The sequence below is a fragment of the Alteromonas sp. 009811495 genome (genome assembly GCF_028865455.1).
Classification (GTDB): domain Bacteria; phylum Pseudomonadota; class Gammaproteobacteria; order Enterobacterales; family Alteromonadaceae; genus Alteromonas.
Map to the genome: position 1 here is coordinate 86627 of NZ_CP113972.1, position 23984 is coordinate 110610.

18 protein-coding genes are annotated in these 23984 nt (G+C 46.3%); 4 read left to right on the forward strand and 14 right to left on the reverse strand.

Annotated features, from left to right (window positions below):
• Positions 1-24: 24 nt before the first annotated feature.
• The 12 genes from OZ660_RS00420 to OZ660_RS00475 all read right to left on the reverse strand — a co-directional run bounded on the left by OZ660_RS00420 (position 25) and on the right by OZ660_RS00475 (position 15121).
• Positions 25-1719, reverse strand: coding sequence for a class I SAM-dependent methyltransferase (locus OZ660_RS00420; RefSeq protein WP_274742179.1), 1695 nt, complete (start codon positions 1717-1719; stop codon positions 25-27).
• Between the two features lie 36 nt (positions 1720-1755).
• The gene (locus tag OZ660_RS00425) at positions 1756-3066 is read right to left on the reverse strand and encodes a hypothetical protein (RefSeq protein ID WP_274742180.1); all 1311 of its coding nucleotides are present in this window, start codon (positions 3064-3066) and stop codon (positions 1756-1758) included.
• A gap of 81 nt (positions 3067-3147) precedes the next feature.
• Entirely contained in the window at positions 3148-3531 is a 384-nt protein-coding gene (locus OZ660_RS00430) for a DUF6768 family protein (protein WP_274742181.1), read from the reverse strand.
• Positions 3521-4054, reverse strand: coding sequence for an RNA polymerase sigma factor (locus OZ660_RS00435; RefSeq protein ID WP_274742182.1), 534 nt, complete (start codon positions 4052-4054; stop codon positions 3521-3523). The genes OZ660_RS00430 and OZ660_RS00435 overlap by 11 nt, the downstream gene beginning before the upstream one ends.
• Before the next feature lie 140 nt (positions 4055-4194).
• Positions 4195-5796, reverse strand: coding sequence for a class I adenylate-forming enzyme family protein (locus OZ660_RS00440; RefSeq protein ID WP_274742183.1), 1602 nt, complete (start codon positions 5794-5796; stop codon positions 4195-4197).
• Between the two features lie 16 nt (positions 5797-5812).
• Complete coding sequence (locus tag OZ660_RS00445) at positions 5813-6685, reverse strand: SDR family oxidoreductase (RefSeq protein WP_274742184.1); 873 nt, start codon at positions 6683-6685, stop codon at positions 5813-5815.
• Positions 6686-8530 carry an acyclic terpene utilization AtuA family protein gene (locus tag OZ660_RS00450; protein WP_274742185.1) on the reverse strand — a complete coding sequence of 615 codons (1845 nt, stop codon included), beginning with the start codon at positions 8528-8530 and terminating at the stop codon, positions 6686-6688. It abuts the gene before it with no gap.
• Positions 8523-10505: an acetyl/propionyl/methylcrotonyl-CoA carboxylase subunit alpha gene (locus tag OZ660_RS00455; protein ID WP_274742186.1), complete on the reverse strand. Its 1983-nt coding sequence runs from the start codon at positions 10503-10505 to the stop codon at positions 8523-8525. The genes OZ660_RS00450 and OZ660_RS00455 overlap by 8 nt, the downstream gene beginning before the upstream one ends.
• 7 nt (positions 10506-10512) lie before the next feature.
• On the reverse strand, positions 10513-11319 hold the full coding sequence (locus OZ660_RS00460; protein WP_274742187.1) for an enoyl-CoA hydratase/isomerase family protein: 807 nt from the start codon (positions 11317-11319) through the stop codon (positions 10513-10515).
• 29 nt (positions 11320-11348) lie between these two features.
• On the reverse strand, positions 11349-12962 hold the full coding sequence (locus OZ660_RS00465) for an acyl-CoA carboxylase subunit beta (protein WP_274742188.1): 1614 nt from the start codon (positions 12960-12962) through the stop codon (positions 11349-11351).
• A gap of 3 nt (positions 12963-12965) precedes the next feature.
• Complete coding sequence (locus tag OZ660_RS00470) at positions 12966-13952, reverse strand: NAD(P)H-dependent flavin oxidoreductase (protein ID WP_274742189.1); 987 nt, start codon at positions 13950-13952, stop codon at positions 12966-12968.
• A gap of 14 nt (positions 13953-13966) precedes the next feature.
• Complete coding sequence (locus OZ660_RS00475) at positions 13967-15121, reverse strand: acyl-CoA dehydrogenase family protein (protein ID WP_274742190.1); 1155 nt, start codon at positions 15119-15121, stop codon at positions 13967-13969.
• Positions 15122-15323: 202 nt separating this feature from the next.
• Between OZ660_RS00475 and OZ660_RS00480 the strand changes: the two genes are divergently transcribed.
• A complete protein-coding gene (locus tag OZ660_RS00480) occupies positions 15324-16328 on the forward strand; it encodes a GlxA family transcriptional regulator (RefSeq protein WP_274742191.1) in 1005 nt (334 codons plus the stop codon).
• On the opposite strand, the gene OZ660_RS00485 is transcribed toward OZ660_RS00480, so the two are convergent.
• Together OZ660_RS00485 and OZ660_RS00490 are read right to left on the reverse strand one after the other, a co-directional pair.
• Positions 16325-17677: a sensor histidine kinase gene (locus OZ660_RS00485; RefSeq protein WP_274742192.1), complete on the reverse strand. Its 1353-nt coding sequence runs from the start codon at positions 17675-17677 to the stop codon at positions 16325-16327. The genes OZ660_RS00480 and OZ660_RS00485 overlap by 4 nt on opposite strands.
• Entirely contained in the window at positions 17667-19130 is a 1464-nt protein-coding gene (locus tag OZ660_RS00490) for a sigma-54-dependent transcriptional regulator (RefSeq protein ID WP_274742193.1), read from the reverse strand. Before OZ660_RS00490 ends, OZ660_RS00485 begins: the two co-directional genes overlap by 11 nt.
• A 253-nt stretch (positions 19131-19383) precedes the next feature.
• Here OZ660_RS00490 and OZ660_RS00495 point away from each other — a divergent pair, with 253 nt between their 5' ends.
• From OZ660_RS00495 to OZ660_RS00505, 3 genes are read left to right on the forward strand one after another with little or no spacing between them, the layout of a single operon-like run.
• On the forward strand, positions 19384-20682 hold the full coding sequence (locus tag OZ660_RS00495) for an efflux RND transporter periplasmic adaptor subunit (protein WP_274742194.1): 1299 nt from the start codon (positions 19384-19386) through the stop codon (positions 20680-20682).
• Between the two features lie 10 nt (positions 20683-20692).
• A complete protein-coding gene (locus OZ660_RS00500) occupies positions 20693-21373 on the forward strand; it encodes an ABC transporter ATP-binding protein (protein WP_202263109.1) in 681 nt (226 codons plus the stop codon).
• Positions 21374-21388: 15 nt separating this feature from the next.
• Positions 21389-23893 carry an ABC transporter permease gene (locus OZ660_RS00505; RefSeq protein WP_274742195.1) on the forward strand — a complete coding sequence of 835 codons (2505 nt, stop codon included), beginning with the start codon at positions 21389-21391 and terminating at the stop codon, positions 23891-23893.
• Positions 23894-23984: the final 91 nt, after the last annotated feature.

Consider the following 23984-nt stretch of genomic DNA (forward strand, 5'->3'; position numbering starts at 1 on the left):
AAGGCAAAAGACGCGCTATCACTGCTACCAGTCCTCCAGCTGCTGCAACGCTTTTATTCGATCGCGTTGAAGCGTAAATGCCTCAAAAACATCTTCAAAGTTTGTGTTATCTGGGCGAAGGTTTGGCAGTGCTAAATTTGCTTGGCTGAAAAACTCATTTTTATCGTGCTGCCAGCCTTGTTTCCACCAGTGCACTATCAGTTCTCTAGAACTTGAAAGCTTTAGGCCTGTAGGTAGCTTGTCTGACTTTTTGGCATTTATTTGGGCCTTGGTAGGCAACAGGTTCCATAGGTCGTTGTTGGGCCATCGCGCGAAGGGGAAGGCATGGTCAATAGCGTAATTTTTTGCTATCAGCTTTTTGCCAGACCAACAACATGCAACGTGTTCATTGGCCATTAGCTCACTTACTCGCTTGCGAATTTTTGCGGTAGTACGTTCAGGGTCTTCCCATTTCAGTGCATTTAAGTAGTCTAACTTGGTAAATTTCTGTTCTTTGTTGCGCCCGTAACCCGCCATCAACGAAGACCATTCATTGATTAACGCAGGCTCTATCCATACGCTAAATTGCGTTAACGAATCCCAAATATGTACCGGAACACAAAACTTACCCAGTGAAGATAAGAAGTTGAAGTCTAAACGTAGGTCAGTTGTGGGGCGTTTAGTTTTGTTAAGCTCTACGTGAAATACACTTTCTTTCGTGCCAGGTAGTGTAGTGTATTTGGCTGGCATGGTTTTGATGGTTGAGGCTATATCCTTAAGCGCCTGATACAGTGCCTGCACGCTTTCGTTGTCTGTGTAATGTGCGCCGATATAAAAGTCGTTACTTGAATAACCAGTAAAGCGCTCCCAGCCGTTTTCTGTTATGAATCCAAGCCCTTTACTCGAGTTGCTGTTTTGCTGCATACCAAACTGATCAACAAGGGGCTTGTAAAGCTTTAACCAGTAAAGGGCAACAAGCCCAACAGGCAGTACAACATGTTCACTGGTTTGTTCAATAACGGCCCCTGGGTGACCTTCAGCTATCCTCAGTAACGCTCTAAGCAAGCCAACCTTGTAGGTAGATGATTTACTGTCGTTTACTACAATGTTTCTAATAAGTGGAAATGCGCCCGTGCCATTATCTGGCAAAGTAAGCATAACCGTTTGCCATGTCACACCATCACGCCCTAATACATCTGCGCTTTGTTCGTTAGTAAGCAGTCGGTAAGTAAGGCCGAATTGGCTAGCAAACTTCGCTAACTCATCTGCCGAAACGTCGTACATGGTGCGCTCATCGTCACAAATACCGTGGCGCAGAGAAATAATCAATTTGCCGTTGGGTTTTAATAGTGAAGATAGCTTTCTAAAGGCGCGTTCTCGTGACGATGGTGCAATGTGCATCCACACAGCACTGAGTAAAATAAGGTCGAACTTGGTTTGTAGCCTAAATACTTCAGTAAGTTCTGGTAGCGAGTCAGCAATCCAATGAATGGGGTTAGAAACTGTATACTGCTGGGCAAGTTCGCGAATGCCATTTGACGGTTCAACGGCTACCACACCAAGGCCTTTGGCTGCTAAGTAGCGAGCATCACGGCCTGACCCCGCACCTACATCAAGCACCATTCCGTCTTTAGGAATTTCGTTAAGCCAATCCTTATGGACAGCTTCAAACGGAAGGCTGTTATATTGCCTTGCCAGTTCAGAAGCATTGGCAGAATAGTAGGTAATATTCTTCGTCAAAATGTTTACTAATTCGCAGCTTTGTTCGGTTCGATCTTATAGCGATTTTTTCAAGTATTCATCAAATTCAAGAATTTCATCTTTAAACGGCGATTGCTCCAAAAAGTCCTTGGCCTGCTGAGTACTTCTACGTTTTAAACCCTGATATATAGTTTCTGAAAGTCGCTGTTGGTCTTTTTTACTATCAAGATAGCTCATGTAGTTCATGGCAAATTGAGGGTTTGAAGAGGCTGCATCATTAATGAATTCCGCAAACGTTTTTTGGTTGTAAATCGCGTTCGGTTGTTTAGAGAACCATTGCATAGCGGCTTTAGGTTCGTCCCAAGCCCAAGAGCGCAGGAAGTTGACAACTTTTCTTTGCACCTTGTCGGGCGCTGTATTGTCTATAAGCCAGTTTCCACTTTTCTCTCTGTCGTTCGAAGCCCAGGTCAAAATAAAATTATCTTTTAGCTGCTCAAGGCGTTCACCATCATAATCTTCAAGAAGCCAGGCGCCCACTTCCTCGGGGTTATGCCTAGTCCAATTACTAATAATGCCTTCTTCAATTTCATGGTTATCTAAAGATTTAGTCAGTGTCAGTAAATCAACGAACTCTTGTTTCGACTCAAGGTTCTGAGTTAGTCCCCACATTGGCAACATAAGTTTGTGTCCGAGTTTGTTTAGCTCGTACAACTTATCAATCGCGAGCGACAAATCTTGCTTTGCCAAGCTCGAGAAAATTGGCATCAAACTACCAGTGAGGTGCATGTTGCTAGCCCTCGCTATGTTCTGTTGTGCGTCTGTTAGCCTGATAAAGTGTTCATAAGAAGCTAAGGGGTCCTGCTGGGCTAGACTGATTAAGCTTATGTTCAGCATGGCACTTTGAAGCCGTTCATCGCCTATTTCCGTTTTGGCAAAGTCGATGGCCGCGGCTGCGTTAATTTCGGTATACCGACTAAACAACATCATAAGTGCTGATTGGTTCTCTTTAACACCTGTATTTGATAACTCTTGAATAACCGCCAACAATTGCACTTCAGATAATTCCCCTACAAAACTGTAAAAGTTAGCCATTTCAGAAAAGGTAAGCGCCATAGGGTTGCTACCGATGAGTGCCTTAAGCTGTTGGGCAATTTCGTCGGTAGTAGGTGCTCGAACGTCGTTTTCGCTTTCTACAGTATTTGTCGATGGCGTAAGTGCGGTTGTATTGGAAGTAACAAAGCTATTGTTGTCAGTAGCATCTTTTGGGGCTGAAATAGGTGCTTGAGGCTGAGCATCCAAAGAAAGCGTTTCAGAAGAAAAATGATTAACAAAATAGCCTGCAGTAAACGCAAGTAAGACACACACAATCCAAATAAGGTTTTTCATATAAGATTACTTACCAAGTCCTTTTAGTAAGCTCAGACTATCACCTTCAATTACCAAGAACAATGCAGGCTAACCATGCCGCTATTCATGCATTTTTGCGTTTTGGGCCGCAAACCATGCGCGCTGTCGTACTTCTATCATGCGCATTTCTTTTGAAAGCATGTTGCGATTAGTTTGCATGAATATCCAAAGCTTAGTGGCTACCTGTGCGTTAAAGCTCAGTATCAGCAGTACCCCCCAAAATACTTGATTTACTTCTGGTGCAGTGAAGAACTGATACCCACAATAAAACAGCGCCACAGTAAGTGCTATTACAATGGCATAGCCTAGTTTCATAATGCCAGAGAAGTTACTGGCAAATCCCAGCTTTAAGTAATCGGTTAAGCCATCGCCTAACATGTTGTCTAACTCTTGCGACTGTTGTTTTAGGTAGTGCTTAATATCATCGTCTGATTTAGTCGTCATAACCGTACTCCGTATTTGAAATGCGTTGCTTTAGTAAAGCCCGAGCGCGGTGTAAGCGCGACTTTACTGTGCCTAATGGAATGCCCGCCACTAGGCTTATTTCTTTTGTGTTTAAATCGTTTAGGTAATACAGTTCTGCCACGTCACGTTCGTTAGCTGGCAGCGTAAACAGTTGCTTTAACGGTGATAAAGGTTCGTTGTATACCAGTTCAATGGCTTTTTCTGGTATATCACTGTCCATTACCACTTCTTTGCTCGATATCCTGTACCAGTCGATAATTTCCCAACGCAGCGCTTTGTAAAGCCAGCTTTTAAAAAGCGATACATCGTTTAGCTTGGTTACGCGCTTGGCTACTTTACACCACACATTTTGCACAAGGTCGTCAGCAACCATGGCATCTTTTACCCGCAATACTGCGTACTTGCGCATGGCGATGTGAAAGTGTTGATAGAGCGTGCCAAGGGCTATTCGATTGCCAAATTGAAGCTCGATAACCAGTAGCTCTATGTCTGCATTTGTCATTGGTTTATAACAATCTCAAGTACACCAATTAGAAAGGTCAGTATCAGTAATAGTAGAGGTATTAACATTGAATGCCCTTATCTTTTTACATAAAGACGGAGCAAGGGGAGGTTGGGTTCGCAGTTTTTTTAAATTAAGCGCTACGAATGTAGCGCTTCTTTTTGGAAAAATTCTCTGTACTGTTCACGTAGTTCGACTTTGCGTACTTTCCCTGTGCTAGTCATCGGCAACGATTCGCAAATAAAAATCTGTTTTGGTACTTCAAATTTGCCTAGCTTGGTTTTGCAAAATGCGACTATAGCAGGCAACGCTTCTTCGTCTAAGTTGGCTCCAACAACACAAACGCATACTGCTTCTCCCCAGTGCGGGTGGGGCACGCCAATGGCTGCAGCAGCATCTACTTCAGGTAGCAAGCACAGTGTCTGCTCTACTTTTTGTGATGATACATTCTCACCGCCCGATTTTATGGTGTCTTTTACTCTGTCGATAAACATAAGTTGGCCTTCGGCATCAATAAAGCCCAGATCGCCTGTATGATGCCAACCATACTTGTACGCCGACTCGCTTGCTGTCGGGTTTTTGAAATAACCGTTCATCACTTGCGGGCCGCGCCATACAATTTCACCCACTTCACCTTGCGCCACTTCATTTCCGTTCTCATCTATAACGGCTTGCTCGGTGAAGCAAAGTGGCACACCCCAATAGTTCCCTTCTTCAAATTCAGTGCTGCTGCCGTCTTTGAACAGGCACGACACTGGGCTAAATTCTGTTTGACCGCTGCCTAAGTGGATTTTACAGCCAAACGCATCACGAATTTGCTGTCTATTCTGTTGGCTCATTGGAGCCATGCCGTATATGGCCAGCTCAAAATGGCTAAAGTCACGTTTATCGAAGTCTGGTGTTGCCATCAGCGCGTTCCACATCATAGGTAGCAACACTGATGTCTCAACCTTTTCTTTTTCAAGGCTATCTACTATCAACATTGGATCGAAAGCGGCGTGCAATACACAGCAACCGCTGCGCATTATTGTGGGGTATAGAATAGAAAGCGCTGTGCAATGAAACATGGGTAATACCAGCAACATTTTGCACTGCACATTTAGTGATAGCTCAAGTGCGCCAGTTAACGCCGCGATAGTCAGCGATAGGTGAGAGGTTTCCACCGCTTTTGGCTTTGAAGTGGTGCCCGATGTGTAAATCATATGGGCGGTATCTCTGTCGGCGATGATTCTGTCTTCAACTTCAGCAGTGTCACGCTGTGCAATAAAGGATTTAAACGCGAAGGTTGCGCGGCCTTTGTCTTCGCCTAACGCGATGGTAAAAGCAAGGTTGTTATTGTTCTGTGTGCTCGCGTGCACCAGATCAGCAAGCATAGGGTCATAAACAATAACGCGAGTTTCGCTGTGTTCCAAATTAAAGCGCACATCGTCAACGCTTTGCATAAAGTTGATAGGAACTGCAATAACGGCAAGTTTGTAACAGGCAAAATAAGTAACCACTACATCTATCTGATTAATGGCTAATATGGCCAGTTTATCGCCTTGTTTTACTCCCTCTTGTATAAGCGCGTGTGCCAATTGATTTACTCTATTGTTTAACTCGCCATAGCTTACTTCACGGCGTGCGTCGCCATAGTAGTCGACCAACGCGGGTAGGGTGGCACTGTCTCTAGCTCGTCGTCGCAGAAGATCGCCCATTGCCACGCGTTCCACTAAATTTTTTTCGAGTTCTTGTTGGTTCATGCTGATGTCCTTGCGGTTATTGCAATACGCGTGGGATTGCGCTGCGATGAAAGCCATTCCATGTTTCACTGGTGGGCTTGTCAGAGTGCTTTAACGGATACAGTGCAGGGGCTGAGCCCATACTCGCACCACCATCCACAAAAAGTGTTTGTCCGGTTATAAAGTTTGCGCCTCGACTAAGTAAAAAACACACCGTGGCTGAAATTTCTGCTTCACTGGCAATCCTGCCAAGCGGAACGGCGTGTTTTAGGTTACGCAATGCCTGCTTCATGTCGTCTGGGTAGGTATCTAAACCTGATGAGGCCACCCAACCTGGCGCAACGGTATTGACGCGAACGCCGTGCGGTCCCCATTCCCATGCGGCAGTTTTGGTAAGATTTTCTACTCCTGCGCGTGCAGCGCCGGAATGGCCCATACCAGGCATACCGTTCTTGTTGTCTGCCGTAATATTCACTATGTTGCCGCCGTGCGCCTCAAAGTGTTTATTGAATAGGTTCTTTGCCATTAAAAAACCACCTAATAAGTTGGTTTGCACTACTCGCTCAAAGCCCTTCTGCGATATGGCGCTAAGTGGTGCTCTAAATTGGCCGCCGGCCATATTCACGAGTCCATGCACTCTAGGGTGCTCTATTAACATCGCGTCTAAGGTTGCGCTTACAGCCTCTTCGTCACGAATATCTAAGCAGTAGTAGCTTGCAGAGCCACCGTCTTCCTTTATTTCTTCAACAGTTGAAATGAGTTTGTCTTCGCTTCTTCCTATAAGTACAACAGTAGCGCCCAACGACGCCAATTCGTGTGCTGTGCATCGACCAATACCACTACCGCCGCCTGTAATGACAATGGTTGTATTGATAAAGCTGTCAGCGGCTAAACTTGATTGATAAGGCATTTAACGACCTCCGCTTTTGGTGTAAGGCATAAGCGATGTGGGAACCTCTAGCATCATAGTTAGCAGAGTTTGAGCCGCTGACTTTCCTTGACTATCCGTTCGAAGCGAGGCTGTGCCGCCACCACCAAGCGCTTGGGTTATGAAAAAATTGAACCCGTTTATTCCAGGAAGGCTGTAGCGTTTAACGTCTCCCTTTACGGCATAAGCAAAAAACGCCTGAACAACCGATTCACTTAATGCGTGATATAAAAAACGCACTAGGTAAGGGTGGCGCGCAATAACACCAATATTCAAGTTGTCTCCCTTGTCACCGCTTCTCGCATAAGCCAGTTCAATAAGTGGCACCGAAGTAGTGTCAGTGCTCTTATCAATAGGCCCGTAGCGGCTGTCAGATAAAGCATAAGTGGTACCCTCGGCAGGCTCACTGAACTGTGCAGCGTCGTATATTTTGCTACTGATTACGGTGTCGTTTTTTTGAATTTGCACATCCACTGTACTTTTATCGATAAGAAATGAATGAATACGAATAAGTGGCTGAGGTTTGGGCCGGCCAGTGCCAAATGCTGCCATTCCTGGCGCTGCCGACGTCGCCAAATACGCCATCTCGCTAGCAGCAAAAAAAAGCGCTTTAATGTTGCTGTGGTGAAGTGTAAATCTGGCCACTACTTCTCTGGCATGTTGCGCCGTGGAATGAGGGCCAAAAGTCGCTTCGGTGCCTAATATCTCAATGCAAGTATCGATGTAGGGGGGCATTCCTTTTTGTTGTAAGGCATGCTCCGTGCGCGAGACTAACGCATTGATATTAGCGAGCGCTTTATTTTTAACGTTTAACCCGGCAATAAAAAAAGTGCCCGTAAGTTTGAAGCCATCAACGTAGGTCGCGCACACCTTGTAGTTATTCCCCGGCGCTCGCCCCTTAGCGCCTGATACCATAACGTTGTCTTGGCTAATTTGAGTAAGCTGTACGTCTGTGAAGTCGCAGGCCACGTCGGGCAGCAAATAGTTGGCAGGATCACCAATTTCATAAACAAGTTGCTCAGCAACGCTCGCCGTAGTTGCAATGCCACCAGTATTAGGGGCAATGGAAAGGGTAAATTCTCCAGAGGCATTCACTTCTGCAATGGGGTAACTCATGTTGGCAAAGTTGGGTACAGTTTCCCAATCAGTAAAATTTCCCCCAGTGCATTGCGCACCACATTCAATAATGTGCCCTGCAAGTGCACCTTGCGCCAATAGGTCATAATCATCTGTTTGCCAGTTAAACTCGTGAATTAGGGGCCCTAGTACTAAGGCGCTATCAACTACACGCCCTGTGATAACAATGTCGGCGCCCGCCGCTAAAGCATCGGCGATGGGAGTGGCACCAAGATAGGCATTCATCGACGAAAGGTGTTCAGGAAGCGCGCGACCTGAATCCAGATCACTAGTATCTGTGCTAACGGCATTAAGACGTTGTTGTTTGCCATCTATGTCGTGATGCAGTGGCAGTAAGTTGTCGCCATATATGCCAACAATGTTTAGGTTTACGTTTTTTTCAGCGCACAGTGCTTTAAGTGCGGCGATGCAACCTGGTACATTCACGCCACCCGCATTCGCAATAATTTTAATACCTTTTTCTGCGCAATCTCTTAGTACGTCGTTCATCGCCACGGTGACAAAATCAATGGCGTAACCTAGACGAGGATCTTTTTTGTGAGCTTGAGACAAAATAGCCATCGTTACTTCAGCCAAGTAATCAAAAACGAGGTAATCAATGTTTCCCTTGTCCACCAGTTGTCGTGCAGATAACTGGCTATCTCCGTAGAAGGCGGATGCCCCGCCAATACGCACAGTACTACTACGCATCAGATGGCTCCTTATTTGGCAAAATGGTGGCTATTACCTGCTTAGATTTAACCTGGTCGCCAGCGCGTAAAGTACTTAGGCTTACTAACCCACTAGTCTTGGCTTTTAGCGGATGTTCCATTTTCATCGCTTCCATAATGGCAACCGTATCGCCTGCCTTAACGTCGGCGCCATTTTCCAGCAAAAGCGCAACAATGACGCCATCCATCACAGCGCAAATATCGGTGCACTGCTGTGGATCATTGCCTAATAAAGGCTGTGTGGGCTGGTGAGTTACTTGCTCAATATGAAAATGTCCACTTCCATCATCAATAAACAGGCTGTTTTGTTTTATTGCGTAGCTAATCAAGTGTCGTCGGTTATCAAACTCTATAACAGCGGTGTTTGGGGTTTGGCTAACCAAATAAATGGTCGCTTGTTGTTTAGTTTGCTTACAGCGCACAACAAACTGCCCTAATTGATGTGTAACAGTAAGTAACGTGGTTTCGCCGTTGCACAGCAGCTTTATTGGGTAATCTAGTGGAGTGGTGTTCTCCCATTTTTCAGCGCGAATTTCATGTTGCGTACTAAAGAGTACTGTTGCGATGGCTAACAGTGCAAAAGAGGGCGAGGAGGCACCACGCATTTCATCGGTATCAGCATATTTACTGATAAAATGAGTGGTCACGTCGTTACTAAGAAATGCCGTACTGGTAAGTATATTCTGCAAGAAGTGTTTGTTGGTGTTTACCCCAAGCAGTTGCGTTTGATACAGGGCGCGGCTGAGTTTGCGCGCAGCTGTGTTTCTGTTTTCCGCCCACACTATAACTTTGGCGAGCATTGGATCATAGTGAGTGCTTACTTTTTGATTTGTGTAGATGCCGTGGTCAGTTCTGGTGTTGTCTGCCTCGCGCCAGCAATAAACGTTTCCAGTTTGAGGCATAAAATCTTGCCTAGGATCTTCAGCATACAAGCGTGCCTCGATGGCATGACCTGTTATAGTTATGTCGTTTTGTGATAGCGGTAGTGGTTCACCACAGGCCACGCTGAGTTGCCACGCTACTAGGTCAATGCCAATGACCATTTCAGTAACCGGATGTTCGACTTGCAGGCGTGTGTTCATTTCTAAAAAGTAGAACTGTCTGTCTTCATCTACTAAAAATTCAACTGTACCCGCTCCCCGATAGCCGCACGCTTTCGCTGCGTTAACAGCGGCGTCGCCCATGCGCTTGCGAAGTTCAGCATCAATGAAGGGGGAGGGCGCCTCTTCAATAACTTTTTGATGCCTGCGTTGTATAGAGCAGTCACGCTCACCTAGGTATATTGTGTTCCCCTTGTTGTCGGCAAACACTTGAATTTCAATATGCCGTGGCGATATCAACGCTCGCTCTAAAATAAGCTCATCACTGCCAAAAGCATTCAGAGCCTCCGAGCGTGCCATAGTAATTTGCGATGCTAGGTCTGTGGCATCGTTTACTAAGCGCATTCCTTTTCCGCCGCCCCCAGCACTGGCCTTTATCATAATGGGGAAGCCTATTTCGTTGGCTTTTTGAAGTAGTGTGGCATTACTTTGCTCAGCGCCTTGATACCCCGGAACGCAGGGTACACCCGCCTTAATCATTGCTAATTTCGAAAGTCGCTTGCTGCCCATCAACTCAATAGCATTAGCACTTGGACCTATAAATATTAGGTTCGCCGCTTCGCATGCGTTTGCGAAATCGGCATTTTCCGACAAAAAGCCATAGCCCGGATGAACAGCATCTGCATTAGTCAATTTCGCTGCACGAATAATACTGTCAATGTTCAAATACGAAGAGGCGGCATCAGCGGCACCTATGCGCACGGCCTCATCTGCCTGCCTTACGTGGAGTGCGTTAGCATCAGCGTCGCTGTAAAGAGCAACGGTAAAAAAACCTTGCTCATGGGCGGTACGAATAATGCGGCAGGCTATTTCTCCGCGGTTAGCCACTACAATCTTTCTAATTAACGTTGTCATAATTGATTTACTCGTACCATGAGGGGGCGCGTTTGTGCATAAACGCTTGGGTTCCTTCCACGCCCTCTGAAGAAGAAAGCGACTGAACAAATTGCGAGGCAGCCTGATCAAGCAAAGGTTCTAATGGTTGATCATTCACTTCCAGCAAGAGCTTTTTGGTGATGGCATTCGCTTTAGGCGCGCAACGCTTTATTTTGCTGAGCAAGTCATCAAGGGTTGCGCCTAATGTTGTCGTTGAACTTACTTGATGCACTAAACCTAATTGCAGAGCTTGCTGAGCATTTAGCTTTTCTCCGGTTAGTGCTAAGCGCTTAGCCTGATCTACGCCAAGGCGCATCGCGACAAATGGCGCAATTTGGGCGGGAATTACACCTAATCCTGTTTCAGGTAATGCGAAAAAAGCGGTGTCACTGGCAAGCGTAATATCCGCAACACAGGCAAGACCGAATCCGCCCCCTAGAACAGCACCTTCTACCACCGCCACCACCACAGTGGGAGCATGTTTTACTTTCGTTATCATGTGGCCAAAACTGCGATTAAATTGCCATATTGTATGGTCGCGCTCCTGCTCGCTGAGGGAGGATAAGTGCATGTCAGAGATGTCGCCACCAGCACAAAAATTGCCATCGCTACCCTCAATCACTACGGCGCGTATTCCACTAGATTCAAGCATGTCAAAGCACGTAACCACATCGTTGACTAGCGCTAAGTTCATTGCATTTTTCTTGTGAGGCCGGTTGAAATGAATATGCAGTACGTTGTTGGTGACTGCGGTGGTGATTTCGTCAAACGATTGCGTGTCAAACTGTGTCATATAGCGTATTCCGTTATCAGGCTTAGTGTTTAAAGCCGACCAATACCAAAACTTGTTGGATTAAGGTGTTTGTTTTTCGCTGCTCGGCAAATCGACAGCACAAACGCGAGTACTGCGCGTGTGTCTTGAGGGTCGATAATACCGTCGTCCCACAATCTGGCTGAATTTGCCAGTGCTCGGGATTTGGCTTCCATTACGCTGACAGTATGTTGCTCAAGCGCTGTTAGCTTTGCGTCGTCAACCTCGCCACTGCGCGCCATTTTGGCGTGGGCAACTGTGCGCAGCACACTACCAGCTTGTGCGGGCCCCATTACCGCCACCACTGTTCTTGGCCAAGCAAACATGAAGTCAGGCTCTATACCTCGCCCCGCCATAGCATAGTTGCCAGCACCAAACGAACCACCAAGCACAATACTAACCTTGGGTACTGTGCAATTAGTTACGGCTTGAATAAGCTTTGCGCCATGTTTGATGATGCCCGCGCGCTCCGACTCTGTACCAACTAAAAAGCCAGTGGTGTTATGCAAAAATGTGATGGGGGTGCCCGCTTGCTCACATAGTTGAATAAACTGAGCCGCTTTGGCAGCACCATTGGCGGTAATGGGGGCGTTGTTGCCAACCACACCACAGCGTTGTCCCTCGATGGTGATGAAGCCACAAACTGTGCCCATATCAAATTCGGGTTTAAAATCGACAAAATCTGAGCTGTCTGCCACGCGAGCAATGACTTCGCGCACATCGTAAGGGGTTTTAGCGTCTTTAGGCACCACGCCAAGTAACTCTGACGAGGCGTAGATAGGTGGGTTGTTATGTAGGTTTTGCGATTGGCTTGCGCTGTGATCCCACTGAAGTGATGCTGCTATCTCGCGTGCAATACGGATACTGTCGGCATCATCTTGAGCAATAAAATCGGCTACGCCAGACACTTCACCGTGCATTTGTGCCCCACCAATTTCTTCGTCGGTAGCAATTTCGCCAGTGGCTGCTTTGAGCAAAGGCGGACCCGCAAGATAAACGGTAGACTGCTCTTTAATCATTACCACGTAGTCTGATAGACCAGGTTGGTAAGCACCGCCTGCAGTAGCGCTTCCATGGACAACCGTAATTTGTGGAATACCTGCCGCAGACAAACGCGCCTGCATAGCAAAGCCGGCAGCGGAAAAACCAAACCAGTCACCAAGAGATGTCAAATCACCGCCACCGCTTTGTGAAAGTGCAATAACCGGTAGCTTTTGCTGAAGCGCTATGTGGTACATGCGAAGACGCTTTTTACTACCAAGTTCAGTAATACTGCCACCCCTAGTGAGATAGTCATCCACCATAACGATGCAGCGCGTGTTCGCAACATAGCCAATACCCGCTATTACACCACCGCCCGCGGCGCTGCCATCCTTATCGCCCTCTTGCATATAGCCGCACAGACTTGCCAATGGCATGAACGGCTTATCTGCATCCAGTAGCAGCGACAACCTGTCTCTTGGCGACAAGAGCCCTTTTTGTTCATACCGCGGTGCTTTTTCTTGAGCTTTTACAACAACGCGCCTTTCTATCTCTTTAAATTCATTTACTGCATCTAGCATTACCGCGAAGTTGGCTTGAAACTCATTACTTTGTGTATCGATTGTTGAAGAGATAACAGCCATAATTTATGCGCTCTTAACATGATGGTTTGAATGAGTGTGAGGAAACGGTTCAGTTCCCACCGCGCGCTGGTACTCTTCGTGCAACTGAGTGACAAGCTGCTTTACTGAAATCACACTGTGAATGCCGCTCACACCGTGGCCTGCGCTCCACATGTCTTTCCATGCATTACTGCCACCAAGGTCTAAATCAACACTGTCTTTGCCTTCAATATCCCCTAAATCAACGCCGGCGCGAGCAATAGAAGGCTTTAGAAAGTGGCACTTTACGCCAGTGAACGTGTCAGTGAATACCAAGTCATCTACGCTCGATGTAACTAACATTGCCTTGTAGTCAGGGTCCACTTCCGCTTCTTCAGTTGCGATAAAGCGGGTACCCATATAGCTGTAATTTGCGCCTAATACTTCAGCCGCTCGTATGCCAAACCCATCATTTATTGAACCCGCTAACACGATGGGACCGTGCCAAAACTCGCGCACTTCACGCACCAAAGCAAATGGGTTCACTTCTCCTGCGTGCCCCCCTGCGCCAGAAGCCACCAAAATAAGACCATCTACGCCTGCCTTTATCGCTTTTTTGGCATGGGCAACATTAATGACATCGTGAAATACAATACCGCCCCACTCATGTACGGCTTGGGTAATGGCACTTGGGTTGCCCTGACTTGTGATCACGAAAGGAACCTTGTGTTTTCTTACTACGTCGAAATCAGCATCCAACCGCTTATTAGAGGGATGAACCACCATATTAACGGCATAGGGGGCGATACGTGCGCTGGGATTTGCAACTTGCTCAGCTTCAAGGGCTGTCGCAATAGTCGTTAACCATTCATCCAGTGCCGCTTGCGTACGCGTGTTAAATGCCGGAAAGCTCCCGACCACGCCATTTTTGCAGGCACTAATCACCAGCTTTGGTGTAGACACCAAAAACATAGGCGCACAAATAACGGGGAGTTTAAGTTTATTGTTTAAAAGCGTGTTTACCGCATTCATAGTGCACCAGAGCGTTATCTACGTTTAGGGAATATGTCCATGTACTTAGCAATAATGCCAAGCATCATTTCGTCACTGCCGCCCGCTATCGATAGTATGCGAGTATCGCGATACGCGCGTGCTACGGGGTTATCCCACATAAAGCCCATACCCCCCCAATACTGCAGGCATCCATCGGTAACTTGTCGCCACAATCGGCCGCTTTTCAATTTCGCGATAGACGCTAAATATGTGGCGTCTTTACCATCTATGTGCTCTTGGCAGGCTTGCCACGTTAACGCGCGAAGTGCTTCTACTTCGCTTTGTAATTCGGCTAGCATGAAGTGAACAGTTTGATTGTTAATTACCGGCTGCCCAAAGGTATGACGCTCTTTAGTCCATTCAATGGTGTCGGTAATGATGCGTTCCATACCTTTAAGCGCACTCGCCGCCGCGTACATTCGCTCTTCCTGAAATTGCATCATTTGCATGGTGAAACCTTTGTTCTCTTCACCAATTAGAAAACGTTTTGGCACTCTCACGTCGTCAAAGAAAATTTGCCCAGTGTCACTGGCGCGCATTCCAAGTTTATTGAGTGGTTTACTGATAGTGATGCCAGGGGTGTTGAGCGGTACTACAATTAGCGATTTATTGGCGTGAACTTGTCCATCACTGGTGTTGGCGAGAAGACAAATCCAATCGGCTTGTGTAGCATTCGTTATCCACATTTTTGTACCGTTGATGACATAGTCGTCGCCCTCGGTTCTGGCGGTGGTTTTAAGTCCTGCAACATCAGAGCCTGCTCCGGGCTCACTGACACCTATACAGGCCACCATATCGCCTGCAATCGCCGGCGCTAAAAAATCTCGCTTGAGTTCATCGCTACCAAAACGCGCCAGCGCGGGTGTTGCCATATCGGTTTGTACGCCAATCGCCATGGGTACAGAGCCACCATAAGCTCGGCCAATTTCTTCAGCAAATACAAGGTTGTAGCTGTAATCTAAACCTGACCCACCGTATGCTTCAGGCTTTTGAATACCCAATAGCCCCAAGTTACCCATTTTCTTAAAGAGGGCATGAAGTGGTGCTATTCCTTCGTGCTCCCACTCGTCGATGAAGGGATCCATTTCTTGGTTAACAAACTCATGAACGGTTTTTCTTAAGGCATCGTGCTCTTCAGTAAATTGCATTCCTTGTCTCCACAAAATTGAGCCTGTATTCATAGTAATTTTGTGAAAATAATGTTAACAGTGTGACTTGGGACAATTAATTGGCCATTCGGGCCACTAATGTGATTTTGGCAATAGTGTGATATCGCGCAGGCTAACACCACTTAGATGCGCAGTTACTATTACGGCCATTCATAAAAGGGTTATGCAAAAAAGGACAAGCATGCTAAATCACGTCACGCTATTTGCCAGCGAGAACACCATGGGCCTTAGTATGGGTCTGACTCACGATGTACTAAAGTTCGCTTCAGATTTACAAGAAAAACTATTTGGAATGCCTATCGCGATTAAGCTAGTAACCATTGACGGAAAGCCCACGAAAACCTTTAGCGGCCTAGCAATCATTCCCGATTGCGCACTTGCTGATATTACAGAAACTGACTTGGTGCTGCTGCACAGCGTATGGGGAGACGTTGATACTTTATTGGATCAGCAAGAAGAACTGTATCCAAAGCTTCGATTGTGGCATGAACAGGGTATACCTATTATGGCTGCTGCCACGGGCGCATACTTTCTCGCAAAAGCTGGCTTACTCGATGACAGGATGAGTACAACGCACTGGCACAAGCAAGCGCATTTTGCAAAATCGTTCCCCAAAGTTGACGTAAGAACCGATCGCTTTATAACTGCAACGGGTGAGCTTTATTGTTCAGCTGGCTTAAATGCAGCCATAGAAATTATTGTCTACTTGGTGTCTCGAATGTCGAGCAAAAAAGTAGGCGAAGCGATAGAACAAACATTCTTGGTGGACTTCCGTCGAGGCGTTACCAGCGATATGGCATCAATCAATCACCAAACCTATCACCAAGATGACGATATTCTAACTGTGCAGCAATGGTTAGAAATTCATTTCACTGAGCAGATCAGTGTTGCGGATATGGCTGCGAAAGTGAATATGACAGAGCGAACTTTCAAGCGTCGTTTTAAAGACGCAACGGGCGAAACGCCACTTGGTTACTTGCAGCAACTGCGAATTGAACAAGGCAAAGAATACCTAAAGCATAGTGACAAAAGTGCTGAAGAAATAGCGTGGGCTGTGGGGTATCAAGACCCTGGTCACTTTAACCGGTTGTTCAAGCGAACATTCGGTATGAATGTGTCTACATGGCGTAAGCAATATCGTAACAAGTCACGTTCTACCCAATATCAAAGCAAAGCGATGAATTAAAACACCAAACTAAAACACGCGCCGCCACTTTCAAGGTTTCTTACGTTAACTTGACCGCCATGCGCCACCATTATTTGCTGAGTTAGCGCAAGCCCAACGCCTGTGCCTTCACGCTTGGTAGTGAAAAACGGTACAAACACTTTACTGATAATGTCATCGGCTACACCAGGCCCGTTATCGGCTATTTCAATCACACATCTACTGCGCTTGGTTAAGTGAACACTAATGGTTACCTTGGGGGTGTTACTTTGACTAAGCGCATGCTCTGCGTTATGCATAATGTTCACGATGATTTGCTCAATCATGCTTCTGTCGGCGTCTATCACAATAGGCGCTGAGCCCAGCTGCATATCAATAGTTATGCCTTTTTGCTGCCAAGATTGAGCAAACACAGCAATAGTTTGCTCAAGCAACTCGTTAACCTTCACAGGTTGCAAATTGGGGGCGGGTAAACGCGTGAGTTTTTTATAACTACCTACAAACTGCATTAACCCGTTACTGCGGCGAGATAGGGTATCAGCAGCATGTTCTACATCATCCAAGTCGGCCAACAGCATGTCGCTGTGCTGGTAGTTTTGCTTAATATCTTTTACTAAGTGCGATGTGGTATCAGCTAGCGACGCCACGGGCGTAATACTATTCATGATTTCGTGGGTAAGCACGCGAACCAGTGCTTGCCATGCCTGTAACTGCGCCAAGCCCAACTCGCTATTAATATCTTGTAAGCTGATAAGCTTTTCTTGTTTACCGGCAATAATTATGTGCGATACCGACACGGCCAGTTTATGAGTGCTGCCATCGGCTTCAAATTCAACGAGCTCTTTTTCGCCGGGCCTAATATTGACCAACGTGGTGGCTAAGTGTGGAGAAAATTGTGCTAAGTCATGCTTGTCTTTTACCAGAACGGTGCCAAATAACTTACGAGCGTTGTGATTCCACAGCACTATTTCGCCATTTTCATATAGGCTTAACAGCGGTACAGGCACTTGTTCGACGAGTGCTTTTAAATGCCGAAGTGTTTGCTCTTGTTCGGTACGTTTTTGCTGAAGGTCGCTTAAAATACCAGTAAAGGTCTCGCCCAGTTTTTCAAAGCCGCTTCCAAACTCAGGGTACGCAAAGCGTTGAGTTAGCTCGCCATGGCGTACCGATTCCAAAAAGCGGGTCAGTTCAGCATTGGTTTTGCTAACAAACTTTCTGGTTTCAAAACCAAGGCCTACAGCCACCATTACGGTAAGTACAAATGTTGCTGTGTAGCCTGGGGTGAACCACAAAAATGCTGATAAGGCTACCGATGCCATTAAGCAGCACACGCGTATGCTTAGTAATAGCGAAAATCGATTAAAGCCCATGTTTTTCCATCCGTCGATAAAGGGCAGCCCGTGTAAGCCCAAGTGCTTTTGCGGCATGACTAATGTTATAGCGGTAGGCTTTGAGTGCCTTGGCAATAGTCTGCTTTTCAATTTCTTCTAAGTTAAATTGTTCGCCCGCCGCGCTGGTGGGCTGTGTTAATTCTGGTGGTGCCGTTGAATGAGCAGATGCTATGTCTTGTACTGCATGCTCGCTTTGCAAGGCAGGTATTTGTGATGTTACTGATGTTACAGCATGGCTAAGCTGGAAGTCCTCTACACGCAATTCATCGCCATTACATAAAATGACAGCGCGCTCTATGGCGTGTTTAAGCTCGCGTATATTGCCGGGCCACGAGTAAGCAAGAAACGCATCTTGTAACGCAGCGCTTAAACGAATACCGTCTTTGGCATATTTTCGTGCGTAATCTGCCAGGTACATAGTGGCAATGGGAATAATGTCCTCTTGTCGTTGACGCAAAGCGGGTAACGTAAGTTCAACGGTGTTGAGTCTAAATAATAAGTCTTGGCGAAAACGGCGTTCGTCGCGTAATTGGTCTATGGGCATATTGGTGGCAGCCAATATTCGTACGTTAAAGGGCGTTGCTTTATTTGCGCCAACGGGCGTAACTTCGCGCTGGGCAAGTACTGCAAGCAGTTTGGCTTGCAAATGCATTGGTAAATTACCAATTTCATCTAAAAACAACGTACCGCCATTGGCAGCTAAAATTCGCCCTACGCGATCGTCCATTGCGCCTGTGAATGCCCCTTTTTTGTGGCCGAATAATTCACTTTCAAATAACGACTCTGGCACCGCACCTAAGTCCACCGTAATAAAAACGTTGTCGCTACGCGTGCTTCTATCGTGAATAGCCCGTGCTATAACCTCTTTACCCGTGCCGTTTTCACCCAGTATCAACACATTGGCATCGGTAGGGGCGCAACGCTCTACAATATTCATTACGGGTTGCATTGCACTTGCGCTGGCAATGAAAGGCTGACTGTTTTTGCTTGTTAGCTTGGTGAGCGTTTGGTTCGTTTGGCGCAGCGCGCTTGCTTCACCGCGTGACTGTCCTAATTTTACCGCAGAAGAAACTGTCGCTATTACCTTTTCGTTCTGCCATGGTTTGGCAATAAAATCGGTTGCGCCGCGTTTCATAACTTCAACAGCGGTATCAATACCGCCATGTGCCGTAATCATAATCACTACCGCTTGTGGATCGATAGCAATGATTTTATCTAACCAATTATACCCTTGCTCGCCAGTACTCTCACCGGGCCCAAAATTCATATCAAGCAATATGGCATCAAATTGATGCTCGCTCAGTAATACAGGGATGTGTTCGGGTTGGTTACAAATTCTAACGTCTGAAAAAAAGCGCTTAAGCAGCAGTTTTCCTGCCACCAAGATATCTTCATCGTCATCTACCAGTAACACGCTTCCTTGTTGCTTCATGTCATCCCCATGGCTGTTCTAGTGTTCATTAACGTACACCAACTGTTCATAAACGTACACTTAATGTGGTTCAAATTTTCGTGATTAATCATTAAATCTATTAAAAATCAGTGCTTTGTGATTATGGAATGCTTCTTGTGTTAGTCATCGCAAGATAACGTCCATGACTGTAGGTTGATATAGCAAAGGCTGTACCTAGCTGAACGAGTTGTGACGAACACATATAACCGTTAACCAATGAAAAAGAGTAGCCATGACTCAACTTAGCAGCATAGACGCGAAAGCCAAGTCAGCACATTCAGGTGCAACTATGGACAGAAAGGTGAAGAAAGCAAAGCCGTGGTACACCACCCCATACGCACTAATTGCCGTAGCCTTGTTTGTATTGTTTGGTTTTTATAAGGCGTTCACTTTCGAAAGTAAAAGCTTGTCAGTCGACGGGCAGCGTTTATCTGTGGCTAGCGTGACGCGCGGCACATTTGAAGACTTTATTCCCGTTAGAGGGCGCGTGGTGCCAAGTCGTACACTGTATTTAGATGCCATTGAAGGCGGTAGAGTTGAGCGCATTTTAGTTGAAGACGGTGCGCAGCTAGCGGCGGGCGATCTCATTGTAGAACTGTCAAATGCCAGCCTACAACTGAATGTACTAGGCAATGAGGCGCGGGTTGCCGAGCAGCTTAACAATATTCGCAGTATTGAATTGAACCTTGAACAAAATCGCTTGCAGCATAAGCGTGATTTGGTCGATATCGAATACCAAATTAAGCTACTTACTCGCAAGCTAGAACGCGAAGCGTCGCTGTTAGCGACTAACTCTATTAGTCAATCTCAATACGACGATACCGCAGACGAGTTGTATTGGTATAAACAGCGCTTAGCACTTACCAAAGAAAGCCAGGCATCTGATGCGCGAATGCAAGAGTCACAACTCGCCTTCTTAAAAAGTACAGGCGAACGCCTAGAGCACAATTTAGAAATATCACGCAAAAACCTTGAGAACATGAATGTACGCGCGCCAGTGGGCGGCAAATTGTCTGGTTTTAGTGTTGAAGTGGGCCAAAGCATTGGGCGCGGTGAACGCCTAGGTCAAATTGATACACCAGACGACTTTAAAGTGAGTGTGCTGGTGGACGAGTTTTATCTTCCGCGCATCGATTTAGGGCAGCAAGCGGTGTTTGACGATTATCGGCTCACTATCAGCAAAATTTATCCGCAGGTGCAAAACGGCCAGTTTGAAGTTGACCTTACCTTTAACCAACAACAGCCATCAGATATTCGCCGTGGCCAAACCTTACAAATGAAGCTCACTTTGGGGGATGCCAGTGAAGCCGTACTTATTCCCAACAGTGCGTTTTATCAAGACACGGGGGGGAACTGGGTATTTGTTGTGAGTAGCGATGGAACACAGGCCACTCGTCGCAGTGTACGACTGGGCAGACGCAACAACAACGCTATTGAAGTTATTGAAGGCTTATCGGTTGGCGAACAAGTGATAACGAGCTCATACGCCGACTATCTAGACATGCAAGTTTTATATATTGACCAGAAATGAGGGACGAACAATGTTGAAAATGAACGATCTTAAGCGAATTTACCAAACTGACGAAGTTGAAACACTTGCCCTCAACGGGGTCAATATCGAAATAGAAAAAGGCGAGTTTGTAGCCATTATGGGTCCCTCAGGCTGTGGAAAATCAACGCTGTTAAACATAATTGGTATGCTTGATAACCCAAGTACAGGTGAGTACTGGTTCAATGATGAAAACATTGCTGACTATAACGAATCTCAGCTTTCGAAAATCAGAAAGCACCACATTGGCTTTATTTTTCAAAACTTTAACCTGATTGATGAGCTTACCGTGCAAGAGAATATCGAGCTTGCGCTGCTCTATCACAACATCAGTGCAAGTGAGCGCAAGAAGCGCGTTGCTGAGGTTATGGACAAGGTTGGCATTGCCCATCGTGCCAAGCACATGCCAGGGCAACTTTCAGGCGGTCAGCAACAGCGAGTTGCAGTTGCACGCGCCGTGGTTGGTGGGCAGTCGATGATCCTTGCCGATGAACCAACGGGGAACCTAGACAGTGCCCATGGTCAAGAAGTAATGGAAATGCTGCAGGCACTCAACGACGAAGGCACCACTATTGTCATGGTGACACACAGTCCGTCACACGCTGACTACGCACGACGCACAATCCACTTATTCGATGGCCACGTGGTTACCGAAAATGTGAAAGCGGCATAACGGTAGGGTAGCACTATGTTTAGTAATTATATTCTTATTGCCTGGCGCAATATCATCAAAAAGCCACTGTTTTCTGCGATTAATATCATAGGCCTTGCGATTGGTTTAATGAGCTGCATTCTGATCATGTTATTTGTGCGTTCAGAGTCGGGTTATGATGCATGGATGACTGACAGTAGCCGTGTTGTGCGCATGCATACAGCGTACATAAACCCCGGTAGACCTTCGTTTCTAACCGTGCGTAGTGCCGGCATGGTAATGCCTGCTGTACGCGATTTTATGCCAAATGAAATTGAAGTGGGCGCACGCATCTTCTCGATGAATACTACTATCAGAAAAGACGGTGAAGGTTTTGAAGACAGTGTGATGGTGGGTGAAGAATACTTCTTCGACATCTTCGATTTACCCCTTGTTCATGGCTCAATTGAGCAGAGCTTCGCCAAGCCGAACGATCTGTTAGTTACTGAAGAAACTGCCATTCGTTACTTCGGACGCACAGACGTTATTGGCGAAACCCTTACATTATGCTGCGTAGCAGGCAGACCTATTGAGCTGGCGATTTCAGGTGTTCTGAAAGACTTACCTGAGAACACGCACCTTGATATCAGCATGCTGGTTTACATGGACGTGCAACTGTTTAGTACCTTTGATGGACTCCTTAATACATGGAATAGTGTAAATGTGTATTCTTACTTCAAACTACGCGAAGGCGTGCAGCTTGAACAAGTACAAGCGCGTTTAAATTACTGGTTAAACAATGAAAGCCCCTACGCGCAAAACGCCAAAGACATGGGCGGCGTGATGGGCGATAGAAAAGTCACGGATTCTGTGCAGCTGCGCTTTATGCCGCTAGAAGACCTACATCTTCATGCCTATAAGCATGCGGGTAACATGGGCGATTTTACTGAGTTAGGTAACGATCGTATGGTCTTTACATTCTCGCTGGTGGCAATGTTAATACTGCTAATTGCCTGTATTAACTTTATGAACCTGTCTACCGCTCGAGCAGGTCTGCGTGCCCGCGAAGTCGCGATGCGCAAAGTCCTTGGGGCAAGCCGTGGTCAAGTTGCGGTGCAATTTTTAGTAGAAGCCGTGTGCCTAGTGTTTATTTCGCTATTGCTGGCACTTGTGGGTGTGGAAGTTGCTCTGCCGTTCTATAACCAAGTGCTTGATAAAAGTATTACGTTCGATTTGTTTTCGTCACCAGATTTATTGCTTTTATTAGCGGGTATTGTGCTTGTAGTAGGCCTAGGAGCAGGTAGCTACCCAGCATTAGTGCTAAGTCGGTATATGCCAGGTCGTGTGTTAAAGGCGAGCAAAAGCAGTGATGCAGGTGGTTCATCTAAATTACGTTCGGCCTTAGTGGTAGGGCAGTTTGCAATTTCGATTGCCTTGCTGATTAGTACGTCAGTGGTGTACCTGCAAACACAGCATGCCAACAACATGGACTTGGGCTATACATCAGATAACAAACTGGTGCTGAATATAAGCGCTGCGCGCGACAACAGAGACGCCCTTAAAAGTCAGCTAGAGGCAATTCCTGAAGTGAAAGGCGTGAGTTTTTCATCTGAAGCGCCGTCTCAAGACAATGAAAACAATACAAACTTTACGCGCCCTGGTTATGATGACAACGAACCTGTAACTGCATTGCTCAACTACTATTCAATGGGTTATGGCTTCTTTGACGACTATAACGTTACCCCTATCGCTGGCCGATTGTTTAACGAGGCCAACAGTGGCGATGTTTTCATAGGGGAAGAGGGCGATACTATGGGCAAAGGCAGTATTGTGCTTAATCGCTCTGCGGTAACAAAATTAGGTTTTGATTCGCCAGAAAGTGCCATTGGCGCTGCAATTCATAGCTCGTATGCCGGCAGTATGTCTGAATTAACGGTGGTGGGCGTAATCCCCGATATTTATTTCCGCTCTGTAAAGTTTGATATTCGCCCGTCAATCTATTTGCTAGATCCCAACCGCTTTAGAGTCGCGACTATTACCTATGCATCAAACAACGACAAAGCAGTACGTGAAGCCGTAGAGAAAGTGTGGCGTAGTGTTGTACCGCTAGAGCCAGTGAATATTCGCTACTTAAATGACATGTTAGAGCGCCAATACCAGCAAGAAAATGCGCAAATGAAACTGTTTAGTGCCTTTGCTGTGTTAGCGATTGTTGTTGCATGTTTAGGTCTATACGGATTAGCCGCATTTAGCGCAGAGCGACGAACTAAAGAAATTGGTATTCGCAAAGTAATGGGGGCTGAAGTGAGTGATATTGTGAAGTTGTTAGTATGGCAGTTCACTCAGCCAGTTGCACTTGCCAACGTAATTGCTTGGCCAGTTGCAGTATGGTTGATGCTAAGTTGGCTTCAGCAATTTCCATATCGTATCGATATCTTCTTGCTCATACCTATCTGTATTGGGGCGGGTTTAATGTCGGTACTGATTGCTTGGCTGACGGTAGGTGGAAACGCCGCTCGTGTTGCGCGATGTGCCCCTATTAGTGCACTGAGACACGAATAACTATACCAGCTTCTTATAGTGTGATTACGTTCAAAAGCCCGATGAAATTGTTCATCGGGTTTTTTACATTCAGAAGTGTTCAAAAGTAGTA